The organism is Streptomyces incarnatus, assembly GCF_001027185.1.
In the GTDB taxonomy this organism is placed as follows: domain Bacteria; phylum Actinomycetota; class Actinomycetes; order Streptomycetales; family Streptomycetaceae; genus Streptomyces; species Streptomyces puniciscabiei.
In genome coordinates, this window is the sequence record NZ_CP011497.1 from 737,488 (window position 1) to 763,522 (window position 26,035).

A 26,035-nucleotide genomic window follows, 5' to 3' on the forward strand; every position below is an offset into this window, starting at 1 on the left:
GGAGCGGACACATGACAGTCACGGACAATGGCGCCATCCTGCCCGAGGCGGTCCGGCAGCGGTTCGAGGAGGACGGATTCGTCGTCGTACGGCGGCTGTTCGGCCGGGAGGAGATCGCGCGGCTGTGCGCCGCGTTCGCCGCGCTGCACGCGGCCGGCCCGGTGCCGGGCCACTTCGACCCCGCCCGGCGGACCCCGACCCGCTGCGCCGGTACCCGGTGATGCAGCCGCACGAAGTCAGCGCGGAGGCACGGGAGTTTCTGCTGGACGCCCGGCTGCGGGCGGTGCTGGAGGTGCTGTTCGGCGAGGAGGTGCTGGCCGCGCAGAGCATGTTCTACTTCAAGCCGCCGCGTGCGCGCGGGCAGGCCCTGCACCAGGACAACTTCTCTCTGCGGGTCGAGCCGGGGACGTGTGTGGCGGCCTGGGTGGCCTGCGAGCCGATCGACCGGGACAACGGCGGCCTCCAGGTCGTCCCCGGCACCCACCGGATGGATCTGTTCTGCCCCGAACTCCGACGAGGAGCTGTCGTTCGCCCGCGAGTACGTGCCGCCTCCGGCCGGGCTGACCCCGGTTCCGGTGGATCTGGCACCGGGGGACGTGCTGTTCTTCAACGGCAGCCTGGTGCACGGCTCCGGGCCCAACCGCTCGGCCGACCGGTTCCGGCGCTCGTTCATCGGGCACTATGCCGGCCGGTCGACCCAGCGGATCGGGCGGTACTACCGGACCCTCACGATGTCGGGTGAGCGGGTGCGGTTGCCGGAGAGCGAGGGGGCGGGGCCGTGCGGCACAGAGTTCGCGCCACGCGGACCGCACTGAGCCGGCAGACGGTCAGTGACCGCTGATGGCCCGTGGCGTGTACGGCTGCTCCAGCTCCTCGATCTCCTTCTCGGTCAGCTCCAGTTCGACGGCGGCCACCGCGTCCTCGATGTGGTGCGGCTTGGCGGCGCCGACGACGGGGGCCGCCACCGTGTCCTGGTGGAGCAGCCAGGCGAGGGCCACCTGGGCGCGGGGCACGCCGCGGTCGTCCGCGATCCGGGTGACGGCCTCGACGATCGAGCGGTCGCTCTCCAGGTACAGGCGGCTGCCGAAGTTGTCGTTCGCGCTGCGCTCGGTGACCGTGCCCCAGTCCCGGGTGAGCCGGCCCCGGGCGAGCGGGCTCCACGGCAGCACGCCGACGCCCTGGTCCGCGCAGAGCGGCAGCATCTCCCGCTCCTCCTCGCGGTAGAGCAGGTTGTAGTGGTTCTGCATGGACACGAACTTCGTCCAGCCGTGCCGCTCCGCCGTGTACTGCAGCTTGGAGAACTCCCAGGCGTACATGGAACTCGCCCCGATGTAGCGGACCTTGCCCGCCTTGACCAGGTCGTGCAGCGCCTCCATCGTCTCCTCGACCGGGGTCGCGTGGTCGTAGCGGTGGATCTGGTAGAGGTCGACGTAGTCGGTGCCGAGGCGGCGCAGGCTGTGGTCGATCTCCGCCATGACGGCCTTGCGGGACAGTCCGGCGCCGTTGGGGCCCGGCCGCATCCGGCCGTTCACCTTGGTGGCCAGCACGATCTCGTCGCGGTGCGCGAAGTCGCGCAGGGCCTTGCCGACGATCTCCTCGCTGGTGCCGTCCGAGTAGACGTTCGCGGTGTCGAAGAAGTTGACGCCCGCCTCCAGCGCCTGCCGGATGAGCGGGCGGGACGCCTCCTCGTCGAGGGTCCACTCGTGGACGCCGCGGTCGGGCAGGCCGTAGGTCATGCAGCCCAGACAGATCCGCGACACGTCCAGGCCCGTCGAACCGAGCTTCACGTACTGCATCGTTGCTGCTCCTGCCTTCGGGACGATGGTCCCCACGAGCGTAAGGCGTGGCCCGGCAGCGGCTGGACGGCCGGAACGCGCGGGCGATGCGATCCTGCCACGTGCCGCTCGCCGCCCGGTGTGCGCGGGATGCGGCGGACGCGTCCCATGGGTGTCCCGCGCCCCTTTGGACGCGTCCTTTCAGGGCGTTGCGTTGGTGCCCCCAGGTGACCGTCCGGCGCGGGAAACGGATGATCGTCGTACTGTCGGCTCATCCTCGGTGCAGACGACCGGCATCCGGCCGGTCTCGGCCGCCCCGGAGGAAACGCGGTGCCGACTCGTTCCACCACCCTGAGGACACTTGCCGGAGCAGCGCTGCTGCCGCTGGCGCTCGTCACCCCCGCCCGGGGAGAACCCGCCGCCGCACCGGCGCAGGAGACCCCGGCCACGCTCTGCGCGCTCGCCGGCACGCTGCGCGGTGCGCACGGCGAGCAGGCCGACGTGAACCTGTGCGCGGACACCGGCTCGCCGAGGTTCAACATCACGGCCCCGGCCACCTGCCGGGTCGGCCGCACCCGGGTCCGCTACGCCTGCCGCACCGAAGGCACCTGGAAGGTCACCCGGTCGGGCAAGACGCTGGGCACCGGAACGCTGCCCGGTTCGGGCCTGTACCCGGGTCCGGGCACCTACGACATCAGCGCCACCGTCCGGGTGCGGTCCACGCCCGCCGGTGTCGACCTGAAGGGCACGCTGCAGGCCACCGTGGCGCTGACCGCGCCCAAGGCGAAGGCGACGCACTCCGTCACCGTCGACAACGCCGTGCTGCGCCGCAACGCCACGACCACCGTGACCTACACGATCCGCCGGGACAGCGCCGAGGGTGACGGCAACGCGCGGCTGGGGATGATCGGCCAGGCGGGCACCGGTCTGCGGATCAGCACGGCCGACAAGCGCTGCGTCAACCCGCTGGTGGGGCGGTACCCGTCGAAGACCCGGCTGGCGCACTCCCTGGACTGCACGGTCACGGAGCTGCAGCCCGGCCACCCGGAGACGCTGAAGGTCCGCTTCACGGTCGGGGCGAAGTGCTCCACGGTGGTGTCGAAGCTCGGCTACTGGGTGCCCAAGGGCCAGGACATGTTCACCGGGAACATGCTGGCGGGGCCGACGCTGACCTGCCGCTAGATCAGGTCCAGTGCCTGTTCCCAGGCGAGGTCGGGACGGCCGCCGTCGGGCAGGACCTCACCGGTGTACCGGTCGCCGAAGCGGACGCCCATCCCGCGCAGCCGTTCCAGGCTGTCCCGGTAGGCGGGATGGGCGGCCAGCGCGTCGGCGACGCAGGGCAGGACGGCGACCGGTATGCCCAGGCCCGCCGCCTCGCACAGGGTGCCGAGCGCGAGGGTGTCGGCGATGCCGGCCGCCCATTTGTTGACGGTGTTGAAGGTGGCGGGGGCCACCACGACGGCATCCGGCGGCGGGAAGGGGCGGGGTTCCGCCGGTGTGCGCCAGGCCGATCTGACGGGCCGGCCCGTCTGTGCCCGCACGGCCTCGCTGTCGAAGAAGCCGCTCATGGCGACCGGAGTGGCGATGACGCCGACCTCCCAGTTCCGTTCCTGGGCGGCACCGATCAGTTTGCTGACACCCGCGGCGGTCCCGGCCGCGCAGACGACGACGTAGAGGAAGGGCTTCTCGGCCTGTTCGGTCATCCGGGAACCCTACTGAACGAAATCGCTACCGGACCGGGAAGGACCGCCCTCGCTCGGCCTCGGGGCGCGGGCCGTGGATGCGGCGCTGCCGCTGCTCGATGGGTACGTCGTTGATGCCGGCCTCCCGCCGGGTCATCAGGCCGTGCTCGTCGAACTCCCACAGTTCGTTGCCGTAGGAGCGCCACCACTGCCCGTCGGCGTCGTGGCACTCGTACTGGAAGCGGACGGCGATGCGGTTGCCGTCGAAGGCCCACAGGTCCTTGCGCAGCGCGTAGTCCAGCTCGCGCCGCCACTTGGCGGTGAGGAACGCGACGATCTCGGCGCGGCCGGTGACGAAGGTGTCGCGGTTGCGCCAGACGGAGTCCTCGGAGTAGGCGAGCGCCACCTTGTGCGGGTCGCGGGTGTTCCAGGCGTCCTCGGCGGCCTGGACCTTCTGCGCGGCGCTCTCGCGGGTGAACGGCGGCAGGGGCGGACGGTCGGCCATGGTCTCCTCCTTGGTTCGGCAGCCCGGAGAACGAGCGTTCTCCGGGTGCGCTGCTACGGTAGGAGAACGCTCGTTCTCCGTCAAAGGGCGCGCCAGGAGCAGGTCGACGACCTCGTCGAGGAGGCATGGGGAGGCATGGTGTCGCCGATGGACAGCGCGGCCGCCCGGGACAGGGCGCTCGACGCCGCCGAGGAGCTGTTCTACGCCCGGGGCGTGCAGTCCGTGGGCATGGACGAACTGCGCGGCGCCTCAGGAGTCTCGCTCAAGCGCCTCTACCAGCTCTTCCCCGCCAAGGAGCAGCTGGTCGCGGCCTACCTGGCACGGCGGGACGCGCGCTGGCGCGGGCGCCTCGCGGAGCACGTGGAGCGGCAGCGGGACCCGCGGGAGCGGATCCCGGCCGTGTTCGACTGGCTGGAGGGGTGGTTCGGCGAGGGCGGCTTCCGTGGCTGCGCCTGGATCAACGCCTACGGCGAGCTGGGCGCCACCTCCGCCCTGGTCGCCGAGCAGGTGCGCGCCCACAAGGAGGCGTTCCGGGACTACCTCGCCTCGCTCGTGGCGGACGCCGGCCTGCCCGCCGCGCTCACCGGCCCCCTCTTCCTGCTCGCCGAGGGGGCGATGGTGACGGCCGGCATCACGGGGACCACCCGGCCGGCGGCCGAGGCCCGCGAGGCGGCGCGGACCCTGCTGGCGGCCGCCGGTCCGGGCGGGGCCGGCCGTCCTAGGACAGCCTGATCGCGCTCACCGGGCAGGCGCGGGCCGCCTCCCGGACCATCGGGTCGCCCGCGCCGTCCTCCCGCCCGGGCAGCAGGGTGCTGTAGCCGTCGTCGTCCTGGGTGAAGACGCCCGGTGCCGCCAGCGCGCACTGGCCGGCCCCGATACAGACGTCCTTGTCGATGTCGATGTGCATGAGCAGAGCCTCTTACCAGGTCACGGGGAGTTCCAGCATCCCCTGGATCGTGTCGCCGCGCTTGAAGGGGACCTCCTCGGCCGGGACCGCGAGGCGCAGCCCCGGCAGCCGGGCCAGCAGGCCGCCCAGGGCGATCTCCAGCTCCGCGCGGGCCAGGTTCTGTCCCAGGCACTGGTGAATGCCGAAGCCGAACGCCACGTGGTGGCGGGTGGGCCGGTGGAAGTCCAGGGTGTCGGGGTCGTCGTAGAGGACCGGATCGCGGTTGATCACCGAGGTCGAGAAGAGCACGCCCTCGCCGGCCCGGATGGTGGTGCCGGCGATCTCGATGTCCTCCAGCGCCACCCGCGCCAGCCCCTCCGCGATGGACAGCATCCGCATCAGCTCCTCCACGGCGGCGGGCAGCAGCGCCGGGTCTGCGCGCAGCTCGGCCAGCCGGTCGGGGTGCCGGAGCAGGGTGAAGGTGCCCAGGGAGATCATGTTGGCCGTCGTCTCGTGGCCCGCGACCAGCAGGATGAGGGCCAGCGCCACGAGTTCGGCGCGGTCCACCGTGCCGTCCCGCAGCCGGTGGTGGACGAGGTCGTCGAGAACGCCGTCGCCGGCCTCGGCCTGCTTCGCCTTGGCGTCGATGAGCCCGCCGAGGTACTCCTCCAGCCGGGCACGGGCCTGCACGGAGTCGGCCGCCCGCGGTCCGCGCAGCAGCCTGCGGGACTGCTCCTCGAAGAACTCGTGGTCGCGGTACGGCACTCCGAGCAGCCCGCAGATCACCATCGACGGCACGGGCAGGGCGAAGGCGGAGACCAGGTCGGCGGGCGGTCCCTGGGCGATCATCGCGTCCAGCAGCCCGTCCACGGTCCGCTGGATCCACGGCCGCAGCTCGGTCGCGCGTCTGACGGTGAACGACGGGATCATCATCCGCCGCTGGCGCTGGTGTTCGGGATCGTCCACGCCGAGCAGGGCCACCCGGCGGTCGCGGACGCCGGCGAACCGCTCCGCGGGGATGGGGAAGCCGGGGCGGCGGCGGTCGCTGGACAGGCGGGGGTCGGCGAGCAGGGCGCGGGCGGTGGCGTGGGCGGTGACCGCCCAGACCTCGCGGCCGTCGAACAGCGTGACGCGGGACAGGGATCGCCCGTCGCGCAGCGGCTCGTATCCGGTGGGCGGATGGTAGGGGCAGGAGCGGTCCTGCGGGAAGGCGACGGGATCGGCCGGGTTCGCCGGTCCGGTGCTGTCCGTCAGTTCCGTCATGGAAGACCTCGCAGACGAAGGAGTGCGTCGTGCCGATCTTCATTAGATGCCTCGGGCACCTATGAGGCGACGGCAAGTTCGGCCAGTTCGGTGACGCCGGGGATCTGGCCGAAGCCGAGCGGTCGCGGGGGCGGATTCCGGCCGCGGTGCGGCACGGGTCCGCCGGTCACGGCGGCCGGACGCTCTCGCCGGACGGGGCGCAGGCCCGCGCGGCGGCGAGACCGTCCTCGTACACATGGTCGCGCACGACCGGACCGCCCCGCACGGTCAGGTGCGGGGCGAAGCGCGCGGTGCAGGCGCGGCGGGTCGGTGCAGGCGCGGCGGGTCGGTGCCGCCGTCCGCCGGATGACGCCGAGCACGACCGCGTCCTCACGTCGACCAGGATCCTGTCGACGCTCGTGTCCACCCGCTCCGGCACGTGGTGCGCGGTCGGCTCCCGGTAGTGGGCGGCGGCGCGGGTGGACTGGGCGTGGCCGGTCGTCATGGTGGGGCAACTTCCCGTACGGGCCGCGGTCGGGACGGGATCGCGGAACCACCCGCACGGCCGCAGCGCGATTGGCCCAGAGGTCATCACCCCGCCGGCACAAGCGGACCGCAGTACGGATGATTCGTGGGGTCGCCGGTGTTGAATGCCGGTGGCAGACAGCCGTTGGACCGACGAAGGGGACGGATCCCATGCCTCTTGAGGGCGAGTACGAGCCCAGCCCGACGCAGTGGGTGCGCGAGCAGGTCGAGCTCTACGAGAGCTCCGGCGGGACGAAGGGCACCACGCTGCTGGACACCGGTATGCCGGTCGTCGTGCTGACCAGCCGGGGCGCGAGGAGCGGAAAGATCCGCAAGACGCCGCTGATGCGGGTGGAGCACGAGGGGACGTACGCGGTGGTCGCCTCCCAGGGCGGCGCGCCCAAGCACCCGGTGTGGTACTTCAACATCACCTCCGACCCGCATGTCGAGCTGCAGGACGGGCCGGTCAAGCGGGACATGAGGGCCCGTGAGGTCACCGGCGAGGAGAAGGCACGGTGGTGGGAGCGCGCCGTCGCCGCGTACCCGCCGTACGCCGACTACCAGAAGAAGACCTCGCGGGAGATCCCGGTCTTCGTGCTGGAACCCCTCGACGAGGACTGAGGGGAGCCCTTCGCGCCGGGTAACGGCGGGATTCAGAAAAATCCGCGCCGGCCAGGTGTGAACCCGCCCGGCGGCGGGCACCCGTGCGTCAGGCCCCGCCGCGTTCCCCCGTCGCGGCGGGGCTCTCCCGTGCCTCGCCCGCCGGCCGGTCGGTCACGTCCAGGAAGATCTGGTCGGCCTCGGGGAACGTCCGGGCCAGCGACCGTTTGATGCGTACGGCGACCTCCTCCACCCGCTCGCTCTCCAGACCCGGCACCAGGTCGATACGGGCGGCCACCAGGGTGGCGTCGAGGCCCATCTTCATCGTGAACAGCGCCTCCACGCTGTCGATCTCCGGCTGTGCCCGCAGCAGCGAGCGGATCCTGCCGCTCAGCTCCGGATCGGCGGCCTCGCCGATGAGCAGGTCGCGGGCGTCACGGCCGAGCCGGTAGGCCACGTACACCAGCAGGACGCCGATCGCCAGCGAGGCGGACGCCTCCCAGGCGACCTGCCCGGTCACCAGGTGCAGGGCCATCCCGGCGAGGGCGAGCGTCACGCCGAGCACCGCCGTGCCGTCCTCGGCGATCACCGTGCGCAGCGCCGGGTCGCCCAGTGAGCCGAGACCGCCCTGCCGGCGCGCCTGGTGCAGGGCCCGCAGCAGCGAGACGCCCTCGGCGAGAAGGGCCACGCCCAGCACGCTCAGGCCCGCGACATAGCCGCTGAACGTCTCCGTGGTGCCCTGGCGCAGTGCCTCGGCGCCCTGGAAGAAGGAGAAGCAGCCGCCCATGACGAAGATGCCGACGGCGGCGAGGAGCGACCAGAAGAAGCGTTCCTTGCCGTAGCCGAAGGGGTGCCGTGCGTCCGCGGGGCGGCGGCTGCGGCGCAGCGCGGCCAGCAGGAACACCTCGTTGAAGCTGTCGGCGACGGAGTGCGCGGCCTCGGACAGCAGCGCGGGCGAACCGGCCAGGACACCGCCGACGGCCTTGGCCACGGCGATCACCAGGTTGGCGGCGAGCGCCACCAGCACGGTGACCCTGGTGTGCCGGTCGGCCCCGGAGCCCCTGCCCGGCGTCCCGCGACTCTGTGGGGAGGATGTCCCGCTCACGTAACGCCGACTGCCCGGGCGCGGGCGGATCACACCGTGCGCACGGCGGAAAACGGGGAACGCGGTGCGAACGGGTGGCCCCCGGGAACCGGCCCGCATGAGGGCCGGCCGGCGAGGAAGAAGTGACACATGGCCAAGACAAAGAAGAAGAAGCTTCCCTTCGTCTACCAGCCCATCGGTTTCCTGCTCAGCTGGACGGGCGGCGCACTGGCCGGTGTCGCCTTCCGGAAGGCGTGGATGGCGCTGCGGCACGAGGAGGAGGCCCCGGACGCGCTGGACCAGGACCGGGGGTGGGGGGAGATTCTGCTGGCCTCGGCCGTGCAGGGGGCGATCTTCGCGGTGGTGAAGAGCGCGGTGGACCGTGCGGGGGCGAAGGCGATCGCCCGGTCCACGGGGGTGTGGCCGGTGGCCTCCGAGGAGGGGGAGGGGGATTGAGCCGCACACCGGCCCAGCCCCGCGCCCGTACGGGACGCTTCAGTCGTCCACGAGCCACTCCCCCTCGCGCATCAGCTCCCTCCCCCTCAGTTCGTTCTCCTCGCGCCATGCCTGGACGCGCTGGGGAAGGACCCTGAAGTACAGGTAGCGGGTGGCGAGTTGGCGGGGGTCGAAGCCGGTCTTGCCGGCGAAGACCTCGGCGTCCTCCTCGGGGAGGTCCTCCGGGGTCACCGACTGGACGGTGCCCTCGATCACGACGACGTCCCGGGTCGGGCCGAGGCCGAGGCGGGTCCGGCCGGTGGCGACGAGGTTGCGGCCGGTGGGGCTGTCGGCCGGGGTGGCGATCAGCAGGGTGGCGCCGTCCCACACGAAGGACAGCGGCACGAGGTAGGGGGCGGCGCCGTCGGGTCCGGCGGTGGCGACCCACACGTCGACGTCGTTCTCCAGCCGGTGGAGGGTGTCCTTCTTGCGCTCTGCGGCGGTGCGGGCGGGCGGTGGGGTCATGGCGTACGGCCTCCTCGGGATCCGGATCCCGTCCAGTGTGGCCGCCGGCCCCCGCTCCCCGCACGAATGTGATCAAGGCGTGTCCGGGCGGCCGTCAGCAGCAGGTCCAGGGCGGCCGGGTAGGAGCTGGAGCGCATGCTGACGACGAGATGGGGGACGGTGGCCGCGATGTGCGGGTGGGTCTCGGCGGGCAGCCGGCCGTAGATGCTCCGCCACACGTCCGCCTCTGCCTCGCGCGCGGCCCGGGGCAGCGCGGTGCCCGCGGAGTCCAGGGCGCCGAAGGCGAGGGCCTGGTCGACGAACGCGTGGTAGATCCCCACGGCCTCCGGGTCCGGGAATCCGGCCTCGCGCAGCACGCCGAGGACGCTCTCCACGGCCTGGATCTCATGGGCGCGCCCGGTGACCCGGTGGGCGCTGAGCATCGCCGCACGGGGGTGCGCGAGCGCCCCGGCGTGCATGCGCAGGCCCAGATCGCGCAGGTCGGCCACCCAGTCGCCGCTCGGCCGCCAGGTCCGCAGGGTACGGCCGATCAGCTCGTCGGCGATGGCCAGCATCAGGTCGTCGGTGTGCCGGAAGTACCGGTAGAGGGAGCTGGGGTCGGCGCCGAGGGCCCGGCCGAGGCGGCGTACCGACAGCGCGTCGGCGCCGTGCTCCTCGATCAGCCGGAGGGCGGTCTCCACGATCCGTTCCTCGGACAGCACCACGCCCTGTTTGGTGGGGCGGCGGCGCTGCCGGGCGGCGGGCGGGACGACACGGTCGGTCATGGAGGCCTCCCTGGGGTGTGCCCGTGTGCCCGGCACCTTATGACAACACCGTTGACCTGTTAAGTGCCCCGGCAGTTTCATTTCCGGTCACCGGGGCCGTCCGGGGCCCCGCGGTGCGAGCGGAGAACCGGCCATGAGCGACAGACCTCTCGGCGTCGATCCCCCTGCGCGGCATGAACTGCGCAGGTCCCTGAGCGTGGTGGACGGCGTGGCCGTCGCCGCCTCCAGTACGGCCGCCACGACCAGCATCGGCATCGGGCTCGGCGTGACCGCGGGCGTGGTCGGCCCGCATCTGCCGGCCATCATGCTGCTGGCGTTCCTGCCCGTCCTGGGGATCGCCGGGGCCTACTCGCGGCTGAACCGGGTGGAGCCGAACGCGGGCAACGGCTATGTGTGGGTGGGCCGTTCGCTCAGCCCCTGGCTCGGTTTCATGGTGGGCTGGGTGAACGTCGTGGCGAGCGTGGCGTTCCTCGCCTACACGACGGCGGTGACCGGTTCGGCGCTGCTGCAGCTCGCCGGTGAGGCCGGGCTGCACCGGATCGGCTCGCTCGGTCTCGACCCGGGCTCGACCGCGCAGACCACGGCGGTCGGGATCGTCGTCCTGGCCGCCGTCACCCTGACCGCCGTGACCGGTGTCCGCACCGCGGCCCGGCTGCAGTCCGGGCTGCTGGTCTTCGAGTACGTGGTCCTGCTCGGCTTCTGCGGCTACGGCATCGTGACCGGACCGCACTCCTTCAGCCTCTCCTGGTTCGACCCGTTCGCGATCCCCTCGGCGACCGCGCTGGCGCAGGGCCTGCTGCTGTCGGTGTTCTGCTACTGGGGGTTCGAGGCGGCGTTCACCGTCAACGAGGAGGTGCGGGACCCCCAGGACGCCTCCCGGGCCGGGACCATCACCCTGGTGACGATGCTCGGACTGTTCCTGCTCGGCTCGGTCGCCTTCCAACGGGTGCTGTCGCAGGGCGAGTTGGCCGGTCATGGCGCGCAGGGGCTCGCGTACTACGGCGACCGGCTGGCGGATCAGCCACTGGCCGCGCTGCCGCTCGTCGCCCTGATGTTCTCGGCGGTGGCCTCGCTGCAGGCCGGGGTCATCCCGACGGCGCGCGGGATGTTCGCGATGAGCCGGGACCGTACCCTCGGGCCGGTGTGGTCCAGGGTGAGTGCCCGGTACGGGACTCCGGCGGCCGGGACGCTGCTGATCGGGGCACTGGCCGTGGTGGTGGCGGCGGGTGCGCTGGTGATCCCGCGGCTCGCCGACATGATCGACGCGATCGTGAACGCGGTCGGCATCGTGGTCGCCCTGTCCTACGCGCTCACCGCGCTGGCGGCCGCCGTGCGCTTCCGTTCGCTGCTGCGGGAGGACTGGCGGCAGGGCGTGCGGGCGGTGCTGCTGCCCGCGCTCAGCGCGCTGGTCCTGCTGGGCCTCGGCGGCTATCTCGGCTGGTCCTTCTACACCTCCGCCGACCATCTCGAACTCCGCGCGGACAACGGCTGGTTCCTGCTGCTGATGCCGGTCGCGATGATCGTGTCCGGGTTCGCGGTGGCCGCCTGGGCCAGATGGGTGCGCAGGTCGCCGTACTTCCGCACCGGGGCGGGCACCGACGCCGACTCGCCCGCGCTGCTGACCACCTCCAACTGACCTGACAGGAAGAGCATCATGCACGCTGATCTCCTCTTCACCGGCGGCCCCGTCCTCACCCCGGACGGCCGTACGGCCACCGCCGTGGCCGTCACCGGGGACCGGATCACCGCCGTCGGACACGACGAGCTGCGGGAACTCGCCGGGCCGCGCACGGAGGTGGTCGACCTCGCGGGACGGCTGCTGCTGCCCGGCTTCCAGGACGCCCATGTCCATCCGGTACCGGCGGGCCTGGAGCTGGCCCAGTGCGATCTGTCGGGCCGGGCGACGGCCGAGGAGACCCTGGCCGCCGTACGGGCGTACTCCGAGGCCCACCCGGAGCGGGAGTGGATCCTCGGCGGGGGCTGGTCGATGGAGGCGTTCGCCGGTGGTACGCCGACGAAGGAACTGCTGGACGCGGTGGTACCGGACCGGCCGGTGTACCTGCCCAACCGCGACCACCACGGGGCCTGGGTCAACAGCCGGGCGCTCGAGCTGGCGGGCATCGGCCGGGACACGCCCGACCCGGCCGACGGGCGGATCGAGCGGGACGCCGCCGGGGAGCCGAGCGGCACGCTGCAGGAGGGCGCGATGCAGCTGGTGGGCCGGCTCACCCCGCCCGCCACACCGGCCGACCGGCTGGCCGCGCTGCTGCACGCCCAGCGGCATCTGCACGCGCTCGGCATCACCGCCTGGCAGGACGCGCTGGTCGGCGACTTCCTCGGCATGGACGACCCGGCCGAGGCGTACCGTACGGCGGCGCGGGACGGCTCGCTCACCGCCCGGGTGCGGGGCGCGCTGTGGTGGGACCGGGAACGCGGCGCCGAGCAGATCCCCGAACTGGTGGAGAAGCGCGCCGAGTTGAGCCACGGACGGTTCCGTGCCGGTACGGTGAAGCTGATGCTGGACGGGGTCGCCGAGAACGGTACGGCCGCGTTGCTGGATCCCTATCTGGACCGCTGCGGGTGCGCGACCGCCAACCGCGGCAAGAGCTTCATCGATCCGGGGCAACTACCCAAGTACGTCACGGAGTTGGACGCCCTCGGTTTCCAGTGCCACTTCCACGCGCTGGGCGACCGGGCCGTACGCGACGCGCTGGACGCGGTCGAGGCGGCCCGCGCCGCGAACGGGCCGAGCGACACCCGGCCGCATCTGGCACACCTCCAGGTCGTGCACCCGGACGACGTGCCCCGGTTCGCCCGGCTCGGCGCCACCGCGAACATCCAGCCGCTGTGGGCCGCGCACGAGCCGCAGATGGACGAGCTGACGATCCCCTTCCTCGGGCCCGAACGGGCCGCCCGGCAGTACCCGTTCGGCGCGCTGCTGCGCTCGGGGGCCCGGCTCGCGGCGGGCAGCGACTGGCCGGTGAGCAGTCCCGATCCGCTCCAGGGCGTCCATGTCGCGGTCAACCGGGTCGAGCCGGGCGGCAGCGGCCCGGTGTTCCTGCCCGAGGAGCGGCTCGGCCTCGCGGACGCGCTGACGGCGTACACGGCCGGGTCCGCGTACGTGAACCATCTGGACGGCACCGGCCGGGTGGCCGTCGGCGCGCTCGCGGATCTGGTGGTGCTGGACCGCGATCCCTTCGCCGGGCCGCCGGAGGCGATCGCGGAGACGGGCGTGGCGCTCACCTACGTGGGGGGTGAGCGGGTGTACGGCGCGGAGTGATCCGGCGCGTTCAGCGGGCCGCCTGCTGGAACGTCCGCCGGTAGGCCTGCGGGGACACGCCGATCGCCGCGTGCAGGTGCTGGCGCAGCGAGGCACCGGTGGCGAAGCCCACCTCGGCGGCGATCCGGTCCACCGGCAGGTCGCTGGACTCCAGCAGGTGCCGGGCGCGGGCGACGCGCTGCTGGATCAGCCAGCGGCCGGGGCTGAGACCGACCTCGTCGTTGAAGCGGCGGGCGAAGGTGCGCAGGCTCATCCGGGCGTGGCCGGCGAGGTCGGACAGGGTGAGCGGCTCGTCCAGGCGCTCCAGGGCCCAGGTACGGGTCGCGGCCGTGCTCGCCGCGCCGCTGACGGGGACGGGCTGCTCGATGTACTGGGCCTGGCCCCCGTCCCGGAACGGCGGGACGACACAGCGGCGGGCGACGGAGTTGGCCAGCTCGCTGCCGTGGTCGGTGCGGACGATGTGCAGGCAGATGTCCACGCCGGAGGCGGCTCCGGCGGAGGTGAGGACGCGGCCGTCGTCGACGAACAGGACGTCCGGGTCGAGGTCGACCTGCGGGAAGCGGCGGCGGAAGTGGTCGGCCACCTGCCAGTGGGTGGTGGCGCGGCGGCCGTCGAGCAGGCCCGCCTCGGCGAGCACGAACGCGGCCGTGCAGATCGAGACGATCCGGGCGTCCGGGCGGATGCGGGCGAGGGCCGCGGAGACCTCGTCCGGCAGCCCGACGGGGATGTATTCGGGCGGCATCGAGGTCACCACCACCGTGTCCGCCGTTTCGAGGACCTCCGGACCGTGGGCGACGCCGACCGTGAAGTCGGCGCTGGTGCGCACCGGGCGGCCGTCGACCGTGCAGGTCAGCACCTCGTAGTGACCGTCGGCGGCGCCGAGGATGCGGCTGGGGATGCCCAGCTCGAAGGGGTAGGCGCCGTCGAGGGCCAGGACGACCACCCGCTCCGGGCGTCGGTTGAGCAGCTGCATGTCGGCCATGGCACGATCCTATCGAAGCTTGGCAATCATGCCATTTCCCGGGTGGGGCGGCTCCCGGCAGGCTGGGTGACCATGAGCGATGAGAACACGATGCGAGCCATCAACCAGGACGTCCTCGGCGGTCCCGAGGTGCTGCGGGAAGTACGGGTGGAGCGGCCGCAGCCCGGCCCCAACCAGGTGCTGGTCCGGGTGCGGGCGGCCGGGGTCAACCCCACCGACTGGAAGCACCGGGCCACCGGGGGCTTCCTCGGCAAGCCGCCGTTCGTCCTCGGCTGGGACGTGTCCGGGGAGGTCGTGGAGACCGGGGTCGGTGCGGCCGCGTTCCGGCCCGGCGACGAGGTCTTCGGCATGCTGCCCTATCCCTACGGCCACGGCTCGCACGCCGAGTATGTGATCGCCCCGGTCCGCGCCCTGACGCACAAGCCCGCCTCGATCGACCACACCCAGGCGGGCGCGCTGCCGCTGGTGTCCCTGACCGCCTGGCAGGCGCTGACCGAGCACGCCGATGTACGGCCCGGGCAGCGGGTGCTGATCCACGCGGCGGCCGGCGGGGTCGGGCATGTGGCGGTGCAGATCGCCAAGGCGCGCGGCGCGTATGTGATCGGCACGGCGAGCGCGGGCAAGCACGACTTCCTGCGGGAGATCGGCGTGGACGAGCCGGTCGACTACCGGACGACCGACGTCACCGAGGCGGTCCGGGACGTCGACGTGGTCCTGGACACGCTCGGCGGGGACACCTCCGTCGCGTCGCTGAAGGTGCTGCGGCCGGGCGGTGTCGTGGTGTCGATCCTGCCGGTGGGTTCGGCGGAGTTCCACACCGAGGCCGAGCGGCTCGGCGTACGGGCCGTGCGCATGCTGGTGGACGCCGACCGGACCGGGATGGAGAAGGTCGCGGAGCTGGCGGAGTCCGGGAAGCTGAGGGCGACGATCGCCGGGACGTTCCCGCTGGCCGAGGCCGCGAAGGCGCACGAGGTGGGCGACACCGGGCGGACCACGGGCAAGCTGGTCCTTCTGGTCGACTGAGCGCAAACACCCGGCCGGCCGGGCGGAGTTACCGGGCGACACGCTTCAAACCCGAAGACATATGTCAACCGAACATGCTCAAATTCCTTCCATCGAGGGTAACTTGACGATCGGGAGACCGTCGTCCGGGCGCGGGTGGGAGGTGATGCCGTCGTGCGAGACGAGCCTGCACCCCTCACCCGTCACCTCCGTGTGTACGAGCACCGGGCGCACACGGTGCTGGAGCTGCGGGGCGAGATCGACCTGGTCTCGGCGACGGAGATCGGCCCGTGCCTGGACCGGGTCACCGGCAGACCCGGGGCACGGGTCGTCATCGACCTGCGGTCGGTGGAGTTCTTCGACTGCTCGGGGCTGCGGCTGCTGTACCGGGCCCGCGCCCGGGTGCTGGACGGCGGCGGGCAGCTGCACCTGGTGTGCACGCATCCGCTGACGCTGCGCGTCTTCCGGGTCACGGGCCTGTCCCGGCTGCTGCCCCCGCACCCGACCGTGGACGCGGCGCTGGCTACGACTGCTCGAACAGGGCGCTGACCGATTCACCGTTGTGGATGCGCCGTACCGCCTCGGCGAGGGCCGGGGCGATGGAGAGCACCCGCAGCTTGCCGGTGTGCTCGGCGTGCTCCTCCGCCATGGGCAGCGGCACGGTGTTGGTGCAGACGATCTCCAGCACGTCCGGCTGTTCGCTGAGCCGCTTCAGCGCGCCCGCCGCGAACAGCCCGTGCGTGCACGCCACCCGGATCGTGCGGGCGCCCAGCTCCCGCAGCCGGGACAGCAGTTCCAGCACCGTGCTGCCCTTGGCGATCTCGTCGTCCAGCACGATGACGTCCCGGCCGGTGACATCGCCGATGACGGAACTGATGCTCACCCGGTCCTCCGCGAAACGCTGTTTGGCGCCGGCCGCCACCGGGGCCCCGATGAGCCGGGCGAAGGCGGCGGCCTCCTTGGCGTTGCCGAGGTCCGGCGAGACGACGGTGGTGCGGGTCAGGTCGTACTGCCTGAAGTGCGCGGCGAGTTCGCGCAGCGCGTTCAGATGGTCGACCGGCACCGAGAAGAAGCCGTGCACCTGCGGGGAGTGCAGGGTCATGGCGAGCACCCGGCTCGCGCCCGCCGCCACCAGCAGATCGGCGACCAGCCGGCCGCCGATGGAGATGCGCGGCGCGTCCTTCTTGTCGGAACGGGCGTAGGAGTAGTGCGGCATGACGACGGTGATCCGGGCCGCGGAGGCGCCCCGGGCCGCGTCGCACATCAGCAGCAGCTCCACCAGGTGCTCCTGCACCGGCCGGACCAGCGGCTGGACCAGGAAGACGTCCCGCTCCCGGCAGTTGGCCTGGAGCTGCACCCCCAGACAGTCGTTGGCGAACCGGCTGACCCGGGTGGCGCTGAGGGGCACGCCGAGGTGGGCGCAGACCTCGCGGGCCAGGTCGGGGTGGGCACTGCCGCTGAAGACGGCGATGTCTCGCATGATCCGCTCCTCGCCCGGTCACTGCAGGACCGCCGATCATGCTACCGACCGGGGCCGCACCGGTAGAGGGCCTGGGCGGTCGCCGTCAGCGCGTCGCCGGGCGCGGTCGTGCCGCCGTAGGCCGAGGCCGGCACCTCGGTGCAGGCGGACCGCACCCAGACGGTGATCTGCGCGGCGGCCGTGTTCCCGGTGCGTGCGGACCCGGGTCCCGTGCCGCGACCGCCGCCCAGCAGCACGTACCGCACCTTGCCGGCGTCGACCAGCCGCCGGAACTGCGCCTGCGTGGGAAACGGCACCCGGCCGCTGAAGCCGCCGAGCGGCAGGACGTGCGCGCCGGTCGCCAGGATGTACGGCGACGCGGTGCTCCAGCTCCCGGCGGCGAACACATAGCCGGCGGAGCCCTGGTGCGCCCGGGTGTAGTCGAGCAGCCGGCGCTGGTCCGCGGTCAGTGAGCCGTTGCCGTCGGCGCCGCCGAAACCGCCCCGGCCGACGGATCCGCTCCGGCCGAAGCCGCGCGGACCGCCTCGGGCCGACTGCCCGAGGGCCCAGCCGCCGGTCCGGGCCGCCCAGCCGAACCGGCCCGGTCCCGAACGCGCCGCCCCGGGACCGCGGTTCATGGCGGGCGGGCCGACCGCTCCCATGGCGGAGGTGCGGTAGGCCGGGTCGAAGACCTGTACGGCCCACGCGCTCGGCGCGAGGAGCAGGGCGGCCAGCGCGGCGGCCGGCGCGGCGAGCGCCAGGCGGCCCGCGGCGCCCGGCCGTCCGGGCCGGGTGAGGAAGAGCAGCACCACGGCCGTGATGCCGAGCAGGGCCACCGCGGGGGCCAGCCAGGGCAGGAACCCCGGGAACCGGCTCGCGAGATACGCGCTCCAGGCGGCCGTCGCGGCGACCGCGCCCGGCAGGGCCCAGGCGCGGCGCCCGCCGGCCCGGTGGGCCCGCCACATCAGCACGGCGCCGGCGCCGGTGAGCGCGGCGAGCGGCACCGCGATCACGCCCATGTAGTACGTGTGACCGCCGACGCTGCCGGCGCTGAAGACCAGGAAGTACAGCGCGAGCCAGGTGGTCCACAGCACGTATCCGGCGCGCAGCCGGTCGGTGCGCGGCCGTCCCCGGCACCACAGCAGTCCGCAGACCGCGGCCACCGCGGCGATGGGGTAGAACCAGCCGGTCTGGGAGGCGAGCGGCGTACCGAACATCTTCGACCAGCCGTTCTGGCCGTCGCCGAACCCGCCGGCGGCCGTGGGCCGGGCGGATGCCGCTCCCCGGGCGCCGCCCCGGACGAGCCCGCCGCCCTGCGCGCCCCGCACACCGGCCGCGCCCCGCGCACCGGCCGCTCCGAACGCACCGGTGCCGCCGGACGCGCCGGTGCCGCGCATACCGGCGCCCCGGTGGTCGGTGCTCCCGGTGCCGGTGCCGCCCGCCCCGCCGAACGCGGGTCCGGTGCCGCCGTGGCCGCCTCCGCCGCCCTGGGTCGCGCTCACGCTGCCCGTGGAGGCCGCGCTGATGCCGAGCGAGGAGAAGCGGTTCAGGAAGTTGTAGCCGACCACCATGCTGAACGCGGAGTTGTTGGTGGTGCCATCCACGTACGGGCGGTCGCCCGCCGGGGTGAGGGTGACGGCGAGCATCCACGACGCCGACACGGCGGTCATCACCAGGGCGGACACACCGAGGTGCAGCACGCGCCGGCGCAGCGTGAGCGGTGCCGAGAGCAGGTATACCAGGGCGAGCGCGGGCAGTACGGCCCACGCCTCGAGCATCTTGGCCTGGAAGCCGAGGCCCACCCAGACACCCGCCGCCAGCAGCGGGCGCAGCCGGCCGTCGCGGGCGGCGCGCTGGGTGGCCTCGGCCGCCAGCAGCAGGCACAGCGTGAACGCCGGGTCCTCGACCGCGGTGCGGAACAACCCGACCGCCACGGGAGTCACCAGGAAGGCCGTACAGGCGATCAGCGCCGCCTGCACACCCGCCCAGCGGCGCACGAGGCGGTGGAGGACGAGCAGACTGGCCACCCCCTCCAGGACCTGCGGCAGGACCAGCGCCCAGGGATGGAATCCGAAAAGCCGCGCGGAGAGCGCCTGCGGCCACAGGAACCCCGGCAATTTGTCGAGCGTGATGGAATTCCCGGGGTCGAAAGAGCCGTAGAAGAACGCCTTCCAGCTCTCCGTCATGCTGCGGGCGGCGCTCGCGTAGAACGTGTGGTACTGGCTGTGGCCGATGCCCCAGCTGTAGAGAACGGCGGCGAGCACGGTGAGGAGAAGCAGCGCAGGGCGTGCGTACGCGGGCTCGTCCGCCGGTGACCGCCAGGGTGTGCGGCGGGTGGCACCGGGGGGCGCGGTTGCGTCGAGGACGTTCGTGGCCATGCGCAGCAGTGTTCGTCAACCGCGCGCCGCGACACCGCGGATGCGGCCCCCTTCAAGGAAACTCTCACCACCCCCAGGCCATCTCTTTAATCACACGACATGGAATTTGCATCGGAAAAGAGAGTTCCTTACCCGTCACAGGATTCCGCGATACACAGGAATCCGACAGCTGGCGCACAGCCGGCCGTCAGCCGCCGAGCACCGCCGGCAGGGCCAGCGCCCCCAGCACCGTGGCGCCCATCAGCAGCCAGGCCACGTAGTCGCCGACGTGGCCGGACTGCAACCGGCGCAGCGGCCGCGCCCAGTCCGGGGCGGCGGTCCAGTGCGGGCGGGTCACCGCGAGGCCGGCGAGACCCACGGCCAGCACGGTGGAGGCCAGACCCAGCAGGACACCGTGCGCCGTCCACTGCGCCGGGGCCTGGGCGCCGCCCGATCCGGCCTCGTTGACGGAACGGGCCACCAGGTCACCGAATCCGGGGATGGCTCCGACGGCGAGGGCGGCGGCGAGCAGCACGGCGGGGACCGTCGTCATGGTGTCCGGGATCCGGCTCAGCGGACCGGTCGTCTCGGGCTCCTCCTCCGATCCGCTGGTCTCCAGGTCGGCGTCGGCGTCCTCGGGGCGCGGCCCGAGGCCCCGGAACACGCGGGCGGTGACCCGCAGCACGGCGCCGCCGGTGATCGCGGAGGCGACCACGTACACCACGGTGAGCGGGCCGCCGACCGCCTCCTCGCTGACCGCCTTGCCGAGACCCGTACCGAACGGGGGCAGTCCCGCGAGACCGAGGCCGCCCACGGCGAACATCACGGCCGTCGCCCGCAGTTCGCGGGCCCGGCCGTACAGCGTGTGCTCGTCGAGGCAGCCGTACCGGTCGAGCAGGACGCCCGCGCAGGCGAACAGCGCGGCCTTCACTCCGGCGTGCCCGAGGATGTAGAGGGCGACCCCGTCGTCGCCCTGCGGAGTGAGGATGCCGAGGCCCACGAGGAACAGACCGGTGTGCGAGATGGTGGAGTACGCCAGGAGCCGCTTGATGTGCCGCTGGTACCAGCACATGACGGCGCCGGTCGCGGCCGTGAGCGTGCCGAGCGTGACCAGGGCCCGGGTCAGATCGGTGGCGGGGATGCCGCCGGGTCCGGCGAAGACGGTGCCGTACACCCGCCAGACGCCGTAGGAGCCGAGTTCGACCATCACCCCGGACAGCAGCATGCAGACCGGGGTGGGGGCGACGGCGTGGGCGTCCGGGAGCCAGAAGTGGAAGGGCACGGCGGCCGCCTTCACCAGCAGGCCGGTCAGCACGAGGACGAAGGAGGCGAGGACCAGCGCGTCCGCTCCGCCGTGCCCCGCCGCCGCGTCCAGACCGCGTCCGATCTTCGCCATGGCCAGCTCGCCGGTACGGGCGTACAGCAGGGCGATGCCCGTCAACATGGCGTACGCGCCGAGGGAGTTGACGACACCGAAGGTCAGGGCGCCCTGTACGGCCTTCGGGTCGTCGATGCGGTAGCCGGTGAGCGCGTAGGCGGTGACGCTCATCAGCTCGAAGAAGACGAACGCGTTGAACAGGTCGCCGGCGATGGCGAACCCGCACATGCCGCCCTGGAACAGCAGCATCAGCGCGGTGAAGGCGCCGGGATGTCCGCGTGGCGGTTCGTCGAAGTAGCGCCAGGAGTAGGCGAGCGCGGCCAGCGTCAGCAGGGACACCAGCGCGGCCATGCCGAGCGAGGGGCCGTCGCCGACCACGACGATGCCGACGCTCTCGCCGCCGGCGGGCAGCCAGCCGCCGACCCACTCCACCATCGGCGGCGAGGAGTTCAGGAGCAGCACCAGCGCGAGGGCGGCCGTACCGCCGGAGATCACGAAGCCGGTGAGCTCGGCGGCGATCCGCGGCAGACGGCGGCCGGTGGCCACCAGCAGGGCGGCGCCGAGCAGGGGGATCGCGACGAGCAGCGGAAGGAGGTGGTGCATCAGCCGCGCAGCTCCCGCAGTTCGTCGGGATCGACGGTGCCGTGCCGTTTGGCGATCTGCAGCACGAGGGCGAGCAGCAGCGCGGTGACGGTGGCGCCGACGACGACGTCGGTGAGGGTGAGCGCCTGCACGATCGGGTCGACCACCGGCCGGGAGCCGGGCTTGATGTCGGAGAAGACGGGTGCGGTGGCGCCGCTGCGGTAGCCGACCGCCAGCAGCAGCACATAGGTGGAGGACTGGCAGACCGCGAGACAGCCGACGGCGTGGATGAGGTTGCGGCTGGTGGCGAGGCCGTAGCAGCCGGTCAGGAAGACGTAGGCGGCGACCAGGTAGGGAAGGACGTGCATCACGGTGCTCAACTCCCGTGCTCCTCCTCGATCTCGACGGCCTGGTCGAGGAAGTTCGCGAGCAGCACGACGACCGCGCTCGCCACCTCCATGCCGATGGCCGCGTTCAGCAGGGGGACGGTGCCGCCGGAGGACAGGGTGTTGAAGGTGCCGTACGGCAGCAGCGTGTTGGCCAGGAAGGCAGTGCCCGCCAGGAGACCGGCGATGCCCAGCACGAGGTAGGAGGAGACCGCGACCGCGTCGGAGGCCTCGAAGACGGCGAGCGGGCGGACGCGTTCCAGCGCGCGGTAGTCGGCGCCGAGGTACAGCAGGTGCAGCGCGGTCGCGGCGACGACCCCGCCCTGGAAGCCGCCACCGGGGCTGAGCTGGCCGTGGGCGATGACGTACAGGCCGGTGACCAGGGCGACGGGCAGCGCGATCAGGGTGTAGCGGCGGACCGGCCGGGCCACCTCGGCGGGTCGCGGCTGCGCCCGGTGCTCGTCGCGGGCCTGGCGCAGCAGCACCACGCAGCCGAGGACGGCGGCGAACAGGATGGTCATCTCGCCGAGGGTGTCGTGGGCGCGCTGGTCGAAGTTGACGGAGGCGATGGTGTTGGCGGTGTGCCGGGTGAGGGAGGCGTGTACGGCCCGGGTGCCGTACGGATGGCTCCGGCCGCCGAAGCCGGGCAGGTCCAGGCAGGCGGCGACGAGCAGGGCGGCCAGGCCGGCGCCGCCCACGGCCAGCAGGGCGAGGCGCAGCCGGTTCACCGCGCACCGCCCTTCGAGCCGTCCTCGGCGCGGCCACGGCGTCTGACCTTGCGCACGCTCAGCATGATCAGCAGCGGGGTGAGCGCGGAGCCGACGGCCAGCTGGGACAGGCCGACGTCCGGGGCCTGGAACACCGTGAACAGCACCGCGAGGAAGGATCCGAGCACGGACAGCACCAGTGCCTGGCGTGCGGGGTCGCGCTGCGCCACGGCGGCGGTGGCGGTGGCGGCCATGAGCAGCAGCGCCACGACGATCACCGCGTCGTCCATGCCACACCTCCGCCCTGTCCGGCTGACGGCATGTCAGCCCTCGTGTGCCAGCGGGTCGGTGTTTTCGGGGATCGGAGGCGGGGCCGCGGGTCGGCCGACGCGGGCGTGCGATCCCGGCGGGGGTGCGTCGCGCGCCACGCGTGTGCGGTTCGGCTGCGGGACTGTGCCGTGGCTGCTGCGCCGGTGCGGAGCGCGCGGGGCCGCACAGGCCCGTCAGTCCGCCGGTACGCCGGCGACTCCGAGGGCACGACTGCCGTGGCGTACCCCGGCGTCCGACCCGCGAGCGCATGCCGGTCGGCGCACCCCCGCAGCCGCCCCACGACCACATCCGCCGGCCCGCACCTGCGCGGTCGCAGCACGAACACGCCTTCAACACCCGAGCCCTGCGAGCACCGCGCACCCGCACCCGCACCCGCACCCGCACCCGCCATCACCTGACCGCCCGATCCCCGCGCATACCCATCCGCCATCGCCCGACCCGGCGACCGCCGCACAACCACACCCGCCATCGCCCGACCCGGCGACCGCCGCACAACCACACCCGCCATCGCCCGACCCGGCGACCGCCGCACAACCACACCCGCCGTCGCCCGACCCCGCGACCGCCGCGCGCCCACGCTCCCCGCCCCGCCGACCAGCCGCACGCCCGCGGGCACACCCGCCACCCTGCGACCCAGCGGCCACCACCACGCGCCCGTACCCGCATCCGCACCCGCACGGTCAGCTGTCACCGCCCGCCCCCTCGGCCGGCCCGCGGCCGTGCCCCCCTTGGCTTCGCCCCGGCGCATGTCAGCCACCGCGCACCCCCCGGAATCCACCGGACAGGGCTCGTGAGGCGATCACGTTGCCGGAGATCAGGAGGGCGCCGATGACGAGGAGCTTCACCATGGCGCGGCCGGGACCGGTGGCGGCGCAGACGGCTGCGACGACGGCCGCGCTCAGTGCGGCGGCGGTCCACGTCAGCCCCCAGGCGCTCGGCCGTTCGCCTTCGAGGTCGTCCGAGAGCAGCCGGGCGAAGACGAGCGTGCCGACCGGGCCGAGCAGTGCCAGCAGCAGGGCGAGGTCGACGTAGGCCGGGCGGCCGTAGCCCTGGGAGAGCAGCAGCAGGGCCGGGCACAGGGCCGGGGTGGTCATGTTCTGGGCGACGACCCGGCGGGCCGGGGGGCCGGTGGTGACGCCCCACAGGGCGGCCGCCCCTCCCCCGCCCAGTTCGACGGTCGCCGCGAGGATCCAGCCGTTCACCGCCAGGTCACCGCCCGTCGGCCGGCCCGGGCCAGCAGCGCCCCGACCGCCGCCGCGCTCGCGCCCACGACCCGTTCCAGGGTGTCGACCGAGGTGATGAACACCAGCCACAGCAGGGCCAGCGCGCCCCACCAGAGGAGGAGTTCACCGACGACGAGGAGGGCCGTGCGGGGAGCCGTACGCCGGGTCATCCGCCACCTCCTCGGTCCGCTCTGCACGCATGTGCGGCGATGTGTCCGATGCGCCGCTCGGGGCATCCAAGCACCGCCGGGCCCCCGAGGGGCGGCGGCACGCGGGTCCGCAACCGGAGTGCCCCGGGAGCGTGAACGGAAACGCCACCCGGTCCCCGAAGCCGTGCGGGTGGCGGCATCCCGGTCCCGTCTCGGGGTAACCGCCCCATGACAAGGGCGAGTTCACCTCGGGAGGACCCCATGGCCCGTGCCGTCCCACGCCTGCCCGGATTGCTGAGCGGTTCCGGGAAGCGGGCGCCGGCCGGGAACAACCGCCGGCCGGCCGCGCGGCACGCTCTTCCCCTGCTGGTGCGGGTGCCGGCGATACTGGCCGCCTTCGTGTGCATGGTGGCGTTCGCCGTCGTCCTGGCCCGGATCACCCTGGCGCCGTCGCCCGCCTCGGCGCATCTGACGCACAGCAACCTGCACCCGGGCCGGTCCCTGCGGCTCTACCTGGAGCAGGCGCGGACGCTGGACGCGGTGCGGCAGATCGGCGGCAACGTGCTCCTGGGCGGCCCCTTCGGGGTGCTGGTGCCGGTCCTCGCCCCGCGCGCCCGCGGGGTGCTACGGGTGCTGACGCTCACGGCGCTGGTGATGCTGACCGTGGAGCTGGTGCAGGGGGCGCTGATCACCGGACGGGCCTTCGACATCGACGACGTCCTCCTCAACACCGCCGGGGCGCTGCTGGGCTGGCTGCTGCTGGGACGACGACTCGGGCGAGCGGTGCACCGGCGCATGCGTGAGCCGGCCGGGCGGAAGTCGCCGCCGACCGTGTGACCACGTGTCAGCGACAGGTCCGTACCAGGGTATTGACGCCTTCTTTTCTTACTTCTTAAATCAAGAGGCATCCTCAGCCCCCCACGCCGAACGGAGAGCCATGGCCTCCCCGCGCCTGCTCCGCAGATGCCTTCTCGCCACCCTGTCCGCCGTCCTCGTCGGTTCCGCCGCCGTCGGTCCGGCGCGGGCCCGGGACGCCGCGCCGGCGGCGGCGACCGTCAGCACCTTCTCCGACACCTTCGACGGGCCCGCGGGCGCCGCGGTCGACTCCTCGAAGTGGACGCTGGAGACCGGCGACAACGTCAACAACCACGAGCGGGAGTACTACACGTCCGGCACGCACAACGCGGCCCTCGACGGCCAGGGCCACCTGGTGATCACGGCCCGCAAGGAGAACCCGGCCGGCTACCAGTGCTGGTACGGCAGCTGCCAGTACACCTCCGCCCGGCTGAACACGGCCGGGAAGTTCAACGCCCAGTACGGGCACGTCGAGGCGCGCATGAAGATCCCGCGCGGGCAGGGCATGTGGCCGGCGTTCTGGATGCTGGGTACGCCCGTGAACTGGCCGGACTCGGGCGAGATCGACGTGATGGAGAACGTCGGGTTCGAACCCTCGACCGTGCACGGCACCATCCACGGCCCCGGCTACTCCGGTTCCGGCGGCATCGGCGCGGCCTACACGCTGCCGGGCGGTCAGGCCTTCGCGGACGCCTTCCACACCTTCGCCGTCGACTGGTCACCCGGCTCGATCACCTGGTCCGTGGACGGCAACGTCTACGAACGCCGCACCCCCGCCGACCTGGGCGGAAAGACCTGGGTGTTCGACAACAAGCCGTTCTTCCTGATCCTGAACCTGGCGGTCGGCGGCTACTGGCCCGGTGACCCGGACGCCACCACCCAGTTCCCGCAGACGCTGGTGGTGGACTCGGTGTCCGTCACGACGAGCGACAGCGCCACCGGAGTCCCGATACGCGGTCTGGCCGGCAAGTGCGTGGACGTGGCCGGCGCGAACCCGGCGAACGGCACACCGGTGCAGCTCTACGACTGCAACGGCACGGCCGCGCAGGCGTGGACGGTCGGCTCGGACGGCACCATCCGGGCGCTCGGCAAGTGCCTGGACGTCACGGGCAACGGCACCGCGGACGGCTCGACCGTCCAGCTGTGGGACTGCACCGGCGGGCCGAACCAGAAGTGGACCGTCACCGGGGCGCACGACATCGTCAACCCGCAGGCGGACAAGTGCCTCGACGTGACCGGGAACGACTCGGCCAACGGCACGCGCCTGCAGATCTGGACGTGCACGGGCGGCGCCAACCAGAAGTGGACGGTCGGCTGAGCCG

Annotated in this window: 28 protein-coding genes and 1 pseudogene; 11 read left to right on the plus strand and 18 right to left on the minus strand. The window is 73.0% G+C overall.

Going from position 1 to position 26,035, the window contains the following annotated elements:
• The first annotated feature begins 11 nt into the window (after positions 1-11).
• A pseudogene (locus tag ABB07_RS03185) lies at positions 12-815 on the plus strand (phytanoyl-CoA dioxygenase family protein).
• 12 nt (positions 816-827) lie between these two features.
• Here the strand turns inward: ABB07_RS03185 and ABB07_RS03190 are convergent.
• Positions 828-1,796, minus strand: a complete 969-nt coding sequence (locus tag ABB07_RS03190) for an aldo/keto reductase (protein ID WP_208897123.1) — start codon at positions 1,794-1,796, stop codon at positions 828-830.
• 309 nt (positions 1,797-2,105) lie between these two features.
• Here ABB07_RS03190 and ABB07_RS03195 point away from each other — a divergent pair, with 309 nt between their 5' ends.
• A complete protein-coding gene (locus tag ABB07_RS03195) occupies positions 2,106-2,957 on the plus strand; it encodes a hypothetical protein (protein ID WP_244189200.1) in 852 nt (283 codons plus the stop codon).
• Here ABB07_RS03195 and ABB07_RS03200 read toward each other — a convergent pair.
• Positions 2,954-3,478: a flavoprotein gene (locus ABB07_RS03200; protein WP_208897124.1), complete on the minus strand. Its 525-nt coding sequence runs from the start codon at positions 3,476-3,478 to the stop codon at positions 2,954-2,956. The genes ABB07_RS03195 and ABB07_RS03200 overlap by 4 nt on opposite strands.
• 25 nt (positions 3,479-3,503) lie before the next feature.
• Positions 3,504-3,962: a nuclear transport factor 2 family protein gene (locus ABB07_RS03205; protein WP_208897125.1), complete on the minus strand. Its 459-nt coding sequence runs from the start codon at positions 3,960-3,962 to the stop codon at positions 3,504-3,506.
• A 147-nt stretch (positions 3,963-4,109) separates the two neighbouring features.
• On the opposite strand from ABB07_RS03205, the gene ABB07_RS03210 reads away from it, so the two are divergent.
• Entirely contained in the window at positions 4,110-4,694 is a 585-nt protein-coding gene (locus tag ABB07_RS03210; protein ID WP_208903256.1) for a TetR/AcrR family transcriptional regulator, read from the plus strand.
• On the opposite strand, the gene ABB07_RS03215 is transcribed toward ABB07_RS03210, so the two are convergent.
• From ABB07_RS03215 to ABB07_RS03225, 3 genes are all read right to left on the minus strand, one after another.
• Positions 4,681-4,869 (minus strand): ferredoxin, encoded by a 189-nt coding sequence (locus ABB07_RS03215; RefSeq protein WP_055706699.1) that lies wholly within the window; start codon positions 4,867-4,869, stop codon positions 4,681-4,683. The two genes, ABB07_RS03210 and ABB07_RS03215, sit on opposite strands and share 14 nt — an antisense overlap.
• Before the next feature lie 12 nt (positions 4,870-4,881).
• Positions 4,882-6,111 (minus strand): cytochrome P450, encoded by a 1,230-nt coding sequence (locus ABB07_RS03220; RefSeq protein ID WP_208897126.1) that lies wholly within the window; start codon positions 6,109-6,111, stop codon positions 4,882-4,884.
• 166 nt (positions 6,112-6,277) lie between these two features.
• Complete coding sequence (locus tag ABB07_RS03225) at positions 6,278-6,595, minus strand: hypothetical protein (protein WP_208897127.1); 318 nt, start codon at positions 6,593-6,595, stop codon at positions 6,278-6,280.
• Between the two features lie 191 nt (positions 6,596-6,786).
• Between ABB07_RS03225 and ABB07_RS03230 the strand changes: the two genes are divergently transcribed.
• Positions 6,787-7,236, plus strand: a complete 450-nt coding sequence (locus ABB07_RS03230) for a nitroreductase family deazaflavin-dependent oxidoreductase (protein WP_208897128.1) — start codon at positions 6,787-6,789, stop codon at positions 7,234-7,236.
• Between the two features lie 88 nt (positions 7,237-7,324).
• On the opposite strand, the gene ABB07_RS03235 is transcribed toward ABB07_RS03230, so the two are convergent.
• Entirely contained in the window at positions 7,325-8,353 is a 1,029-nt protein-coding gene (locus tag ABB07_RS03235; protein WP_208897129.1) for a cation diffusion facilitator family transporter, read from the minus strand.
• Positions 8,354-8,449: 96 nt separating this feature from the next.
• Between ABB07_RS03235 and ABB07_RS03240 the strand changes: the two genes are divergently transcribed.
• Positions 8,450-8,755: a DUF4235 domain-containing protein gene (locus ABB07_RS03240; RefSeq protein ID WP_208897130.1), complete on the plus strand. Its 306-nt coding sequence runs from the start codon at positions 8,450-8,452 to the stop codon at positions 8,753-8,755.
• A 39-nt stretch (positions 8,756-8,794) separates the two neighbouring features.
• Here ABB07_RS03240 and ABB07_RS03245 read toward each other — a convergent pair whose 3' ends face one another.
• Positions 8,795-9,259, minus strand: a complete 465-nt coding sequence (locus ABB07_RS03245; protein WP_208897131.1) for a pyridoxamine 5'-phosphate oxidase family protein — start codon at positions 9,257-9,259, stop codon at positions 8,795-8,797.
• On the minus strand, positions 9,256-10,023 hold the full coding sequence (locus ABB07_RS03250; protein WP_208897132.1) for a TetR/AcrR family transcriptional regulator: 768 nt from the start codon (positions 10,021-10,023) through the stop codon (positions 9,256-9,258). The genes ABB07_RS03245 and ABB07_RS03250 overlap by 4 nt, the downstream gene beginning before the upstream one ends.
• Positions 10,024-10,156: 133 nt before the next feature.
• Here ABB07_RS03250 and ABB07_RS03255 point away from each other — a divergent pair, with 133 nt between their 5' ends.
• Together ABB07_RS03255 and ABB07_RS03260 are read left to right on the plus strand one after the other, a co-directional pair.
• On the plus strand, positions 10,157-11,659 hold the full coding sequence (locus ABB07_RS03255) for an APC family permease (protein WP_208897133.1): 1,503 nt from the start codon (positions 10,157-10,159) through the stop codon (positions 11,657-11,659).
• An 18-nt stretch (positions 11,660-11,677) separates the two neighbouring features.
• The gene (locus tag ABB07_RS03260; protein WP_208897134.1) at positions 11,678-13,303 is read left to right on the plus strand and encodes an amidohydrolase; all 1,626 of its coding nucleotides are present in this window, start codon (positions 11,678-11,680) and stop codon (positions 13,301-13,303) included.
• Between the two features lie 10 nt (positions 13,304-13,313).
• Here ABB07_RS03260 and ABB07_RS03265 read toward each other — a convergent pair whose 3' ends face one another.
• The gene (locus tag ABB07_RS03265; protein ID WP_425264676.1) at positions 13,314-14,285 is read right to left on the minus strand and encodes a GlxA family transcriptional regulator; all 972 of its coding nucleotides are present in this window, start codon (positions 14,283-14,285) and stop codon (positions 13,314-13,316) included.
• A 72-nt stretch (positions 14,286-14,357) separates the two neighbouring features.
• Between ABB07_RS03265 and ABB07_RS03270 the strand changes: the two genes are divergently transcribed.
• Both ABB07_RS03270 and ABB07_RS03275 read left to right on the plus strand, forming a co-directional pair.
• A complete protein-coding gene (locus ABB07_RS03270; RefSeq protein WP_208897135.1) occupies positions 14,358-15,308 on the plus strand; it encodes an NADP-dependent oxidoreductase in 951 nt (316 codons plus the stop codon).
• A gap of 153 nt (positions 15,309-15,461) precedes the next feature.
• Complete coding sequence (locus ABB07_RS03275; protein WP_208897136.1) at positions 15,462-15,836, plus strand: anti-sigma factor antagonist; 375 nt, start codon at positions 15,462-15,464, stop codon at positions 15,834-15,836.
• On the opposite strand, the gene ABB07_RS03280 is transcribed toward ABB07_RS03275, so the two are convergent.
• From ABB07_RS03280 to ABB07_RS03315, 8 genes are all read right to left on the minus strand, one after another.
• Complete coding sequence (locus ABB07_RS03280) at positions 15,811-16,767, minus strand: ribose-phosphate diphosphokinase (protein WP_208897137.1); 957 nt, start codon at positions 16,765-16,767, stop codon at positions 15,811-15,813. The genes ABB07_RS03275 and ABB07_RS03280 overlap by 26 nt on opposite strands.
• 41 nt (positions 16,768-16,808) lie before the next feature.
• Complete coding sequence (locus tag ABB07_RS03285; protein WP_208897138.1) at positions 16,809-19,124, minus strand: ArnT family glycosyltransferase; 2,316 nt, start codon at positions 19,122-19,124, stop codon at positions 16,809-16,811.
• 187 nt (positions 19,125-19,311) lie between these two features.
• Positions 19,312-21,084: a complex I subunit 5 family protein gene (locus tag ABB07_RS03290; RefSeq protein WP_208897139.1), complete on the minus strand. Its 1,773-nt coding sequence runs from the start codon at positions 21,082-21,084 to the stop codon at positions 19,312-19,314.
• On the minus strand, positions 21,084-21,431 hold the full coding sequence (locus ABB07_RS03295) for a sodium:proton antiporter (RefSeq protein ID WP_208903258.1): 348 nt from the start codon (positions 21,429-21,431) through the stop codon (positions 21,084-21,086). Before ABB07_RS03295 ends, ABB07_RS03290 begins: the two co-directional genes overlap by 1 nt.
• 8 nt (positions 21,432-21,439) lie before the next feature.
• On the minus strand, positions 21,440-22,177 hold the full coding sequence (locus ABB07_RS03300) for an MnhB domain-containing protein (protein ID WP_208897140.1): 738 nt from the start codon (positions 22,175-22,177) through the stop codon (positions 21,440-21,442).
• A complete protein-coding gene (locus tag ABB07_RS03305) occupies positions 22,174-22,446 on the minus strand; it encodes a Na(+)/H(+) antiporter subunit B (RefSeq protein WP_208897141.1) in 273 nt (90 codons plus the stop codon). Before ABB07_RS03305 ends, ABB07_RS03300 begins: the two co-directional genes overlap by 4 nt.
• A gap of 789 nt (positions 22,447-23,235) precedes the next feature.
• Complete coding sequence (locus tag ABB07_RS03310; protein ID WP_208897142.1) at positions 23,236-23,688, minus strand: monovalent cation/H+ antiporter complex subunit F; 453 nt, start codon at positions 23,686-23,688, stop codon at positions 23,236-23,238.
• Complete coding sequence (locus tag ABB07_RS03315; protein ID WP_208897143.1) at positions 23,685-23,879, minus strand: hypothetical protein; 195 nt, start codon at positions 23,877-23,879, stop codon at positions 23,685-23,687. The genes ABB07_RS03310 and ABB07_RS03315 overlap by 4 nt, the downstream gene beginning before the upstream one ends.
• A 240-nt stretch (positions 23,880-24,119) precedes the next feature.
• On the opposite strand from ABB07_RS03315, the gene ABB07_RS03320 reads away from it, so the two are divergent.
• Together ABB07_RS03320 and ABB07_RS03325 are read left to right on the plus strand one after the other, a co-directional pair.
• On the plus strand, positions 24,120-24,695 hold the full coding sequence (locus ABB07_RS03320; RefSeq protein ID WP_208897144.1) for a VanZ family protein: 576 nt from the start codon (positions 24,120-24,122) through the stop codon (positions 24,693-24,695).
• 100 nt (positions 24,696-24,795) lie between these two features.
• Positions 24,796-26,031, plus strand: coding sequence for an RICIN domain-containing protein (locus ABB07_RS03325; RefSeq protein WP_208897145.1), 1,236 nt, complete (start codon positions 24,796-24,798; stop codon positions 26,029-26,031).
• Positions 26,032-26,035 lie beyond the last annotated feature (4 nt).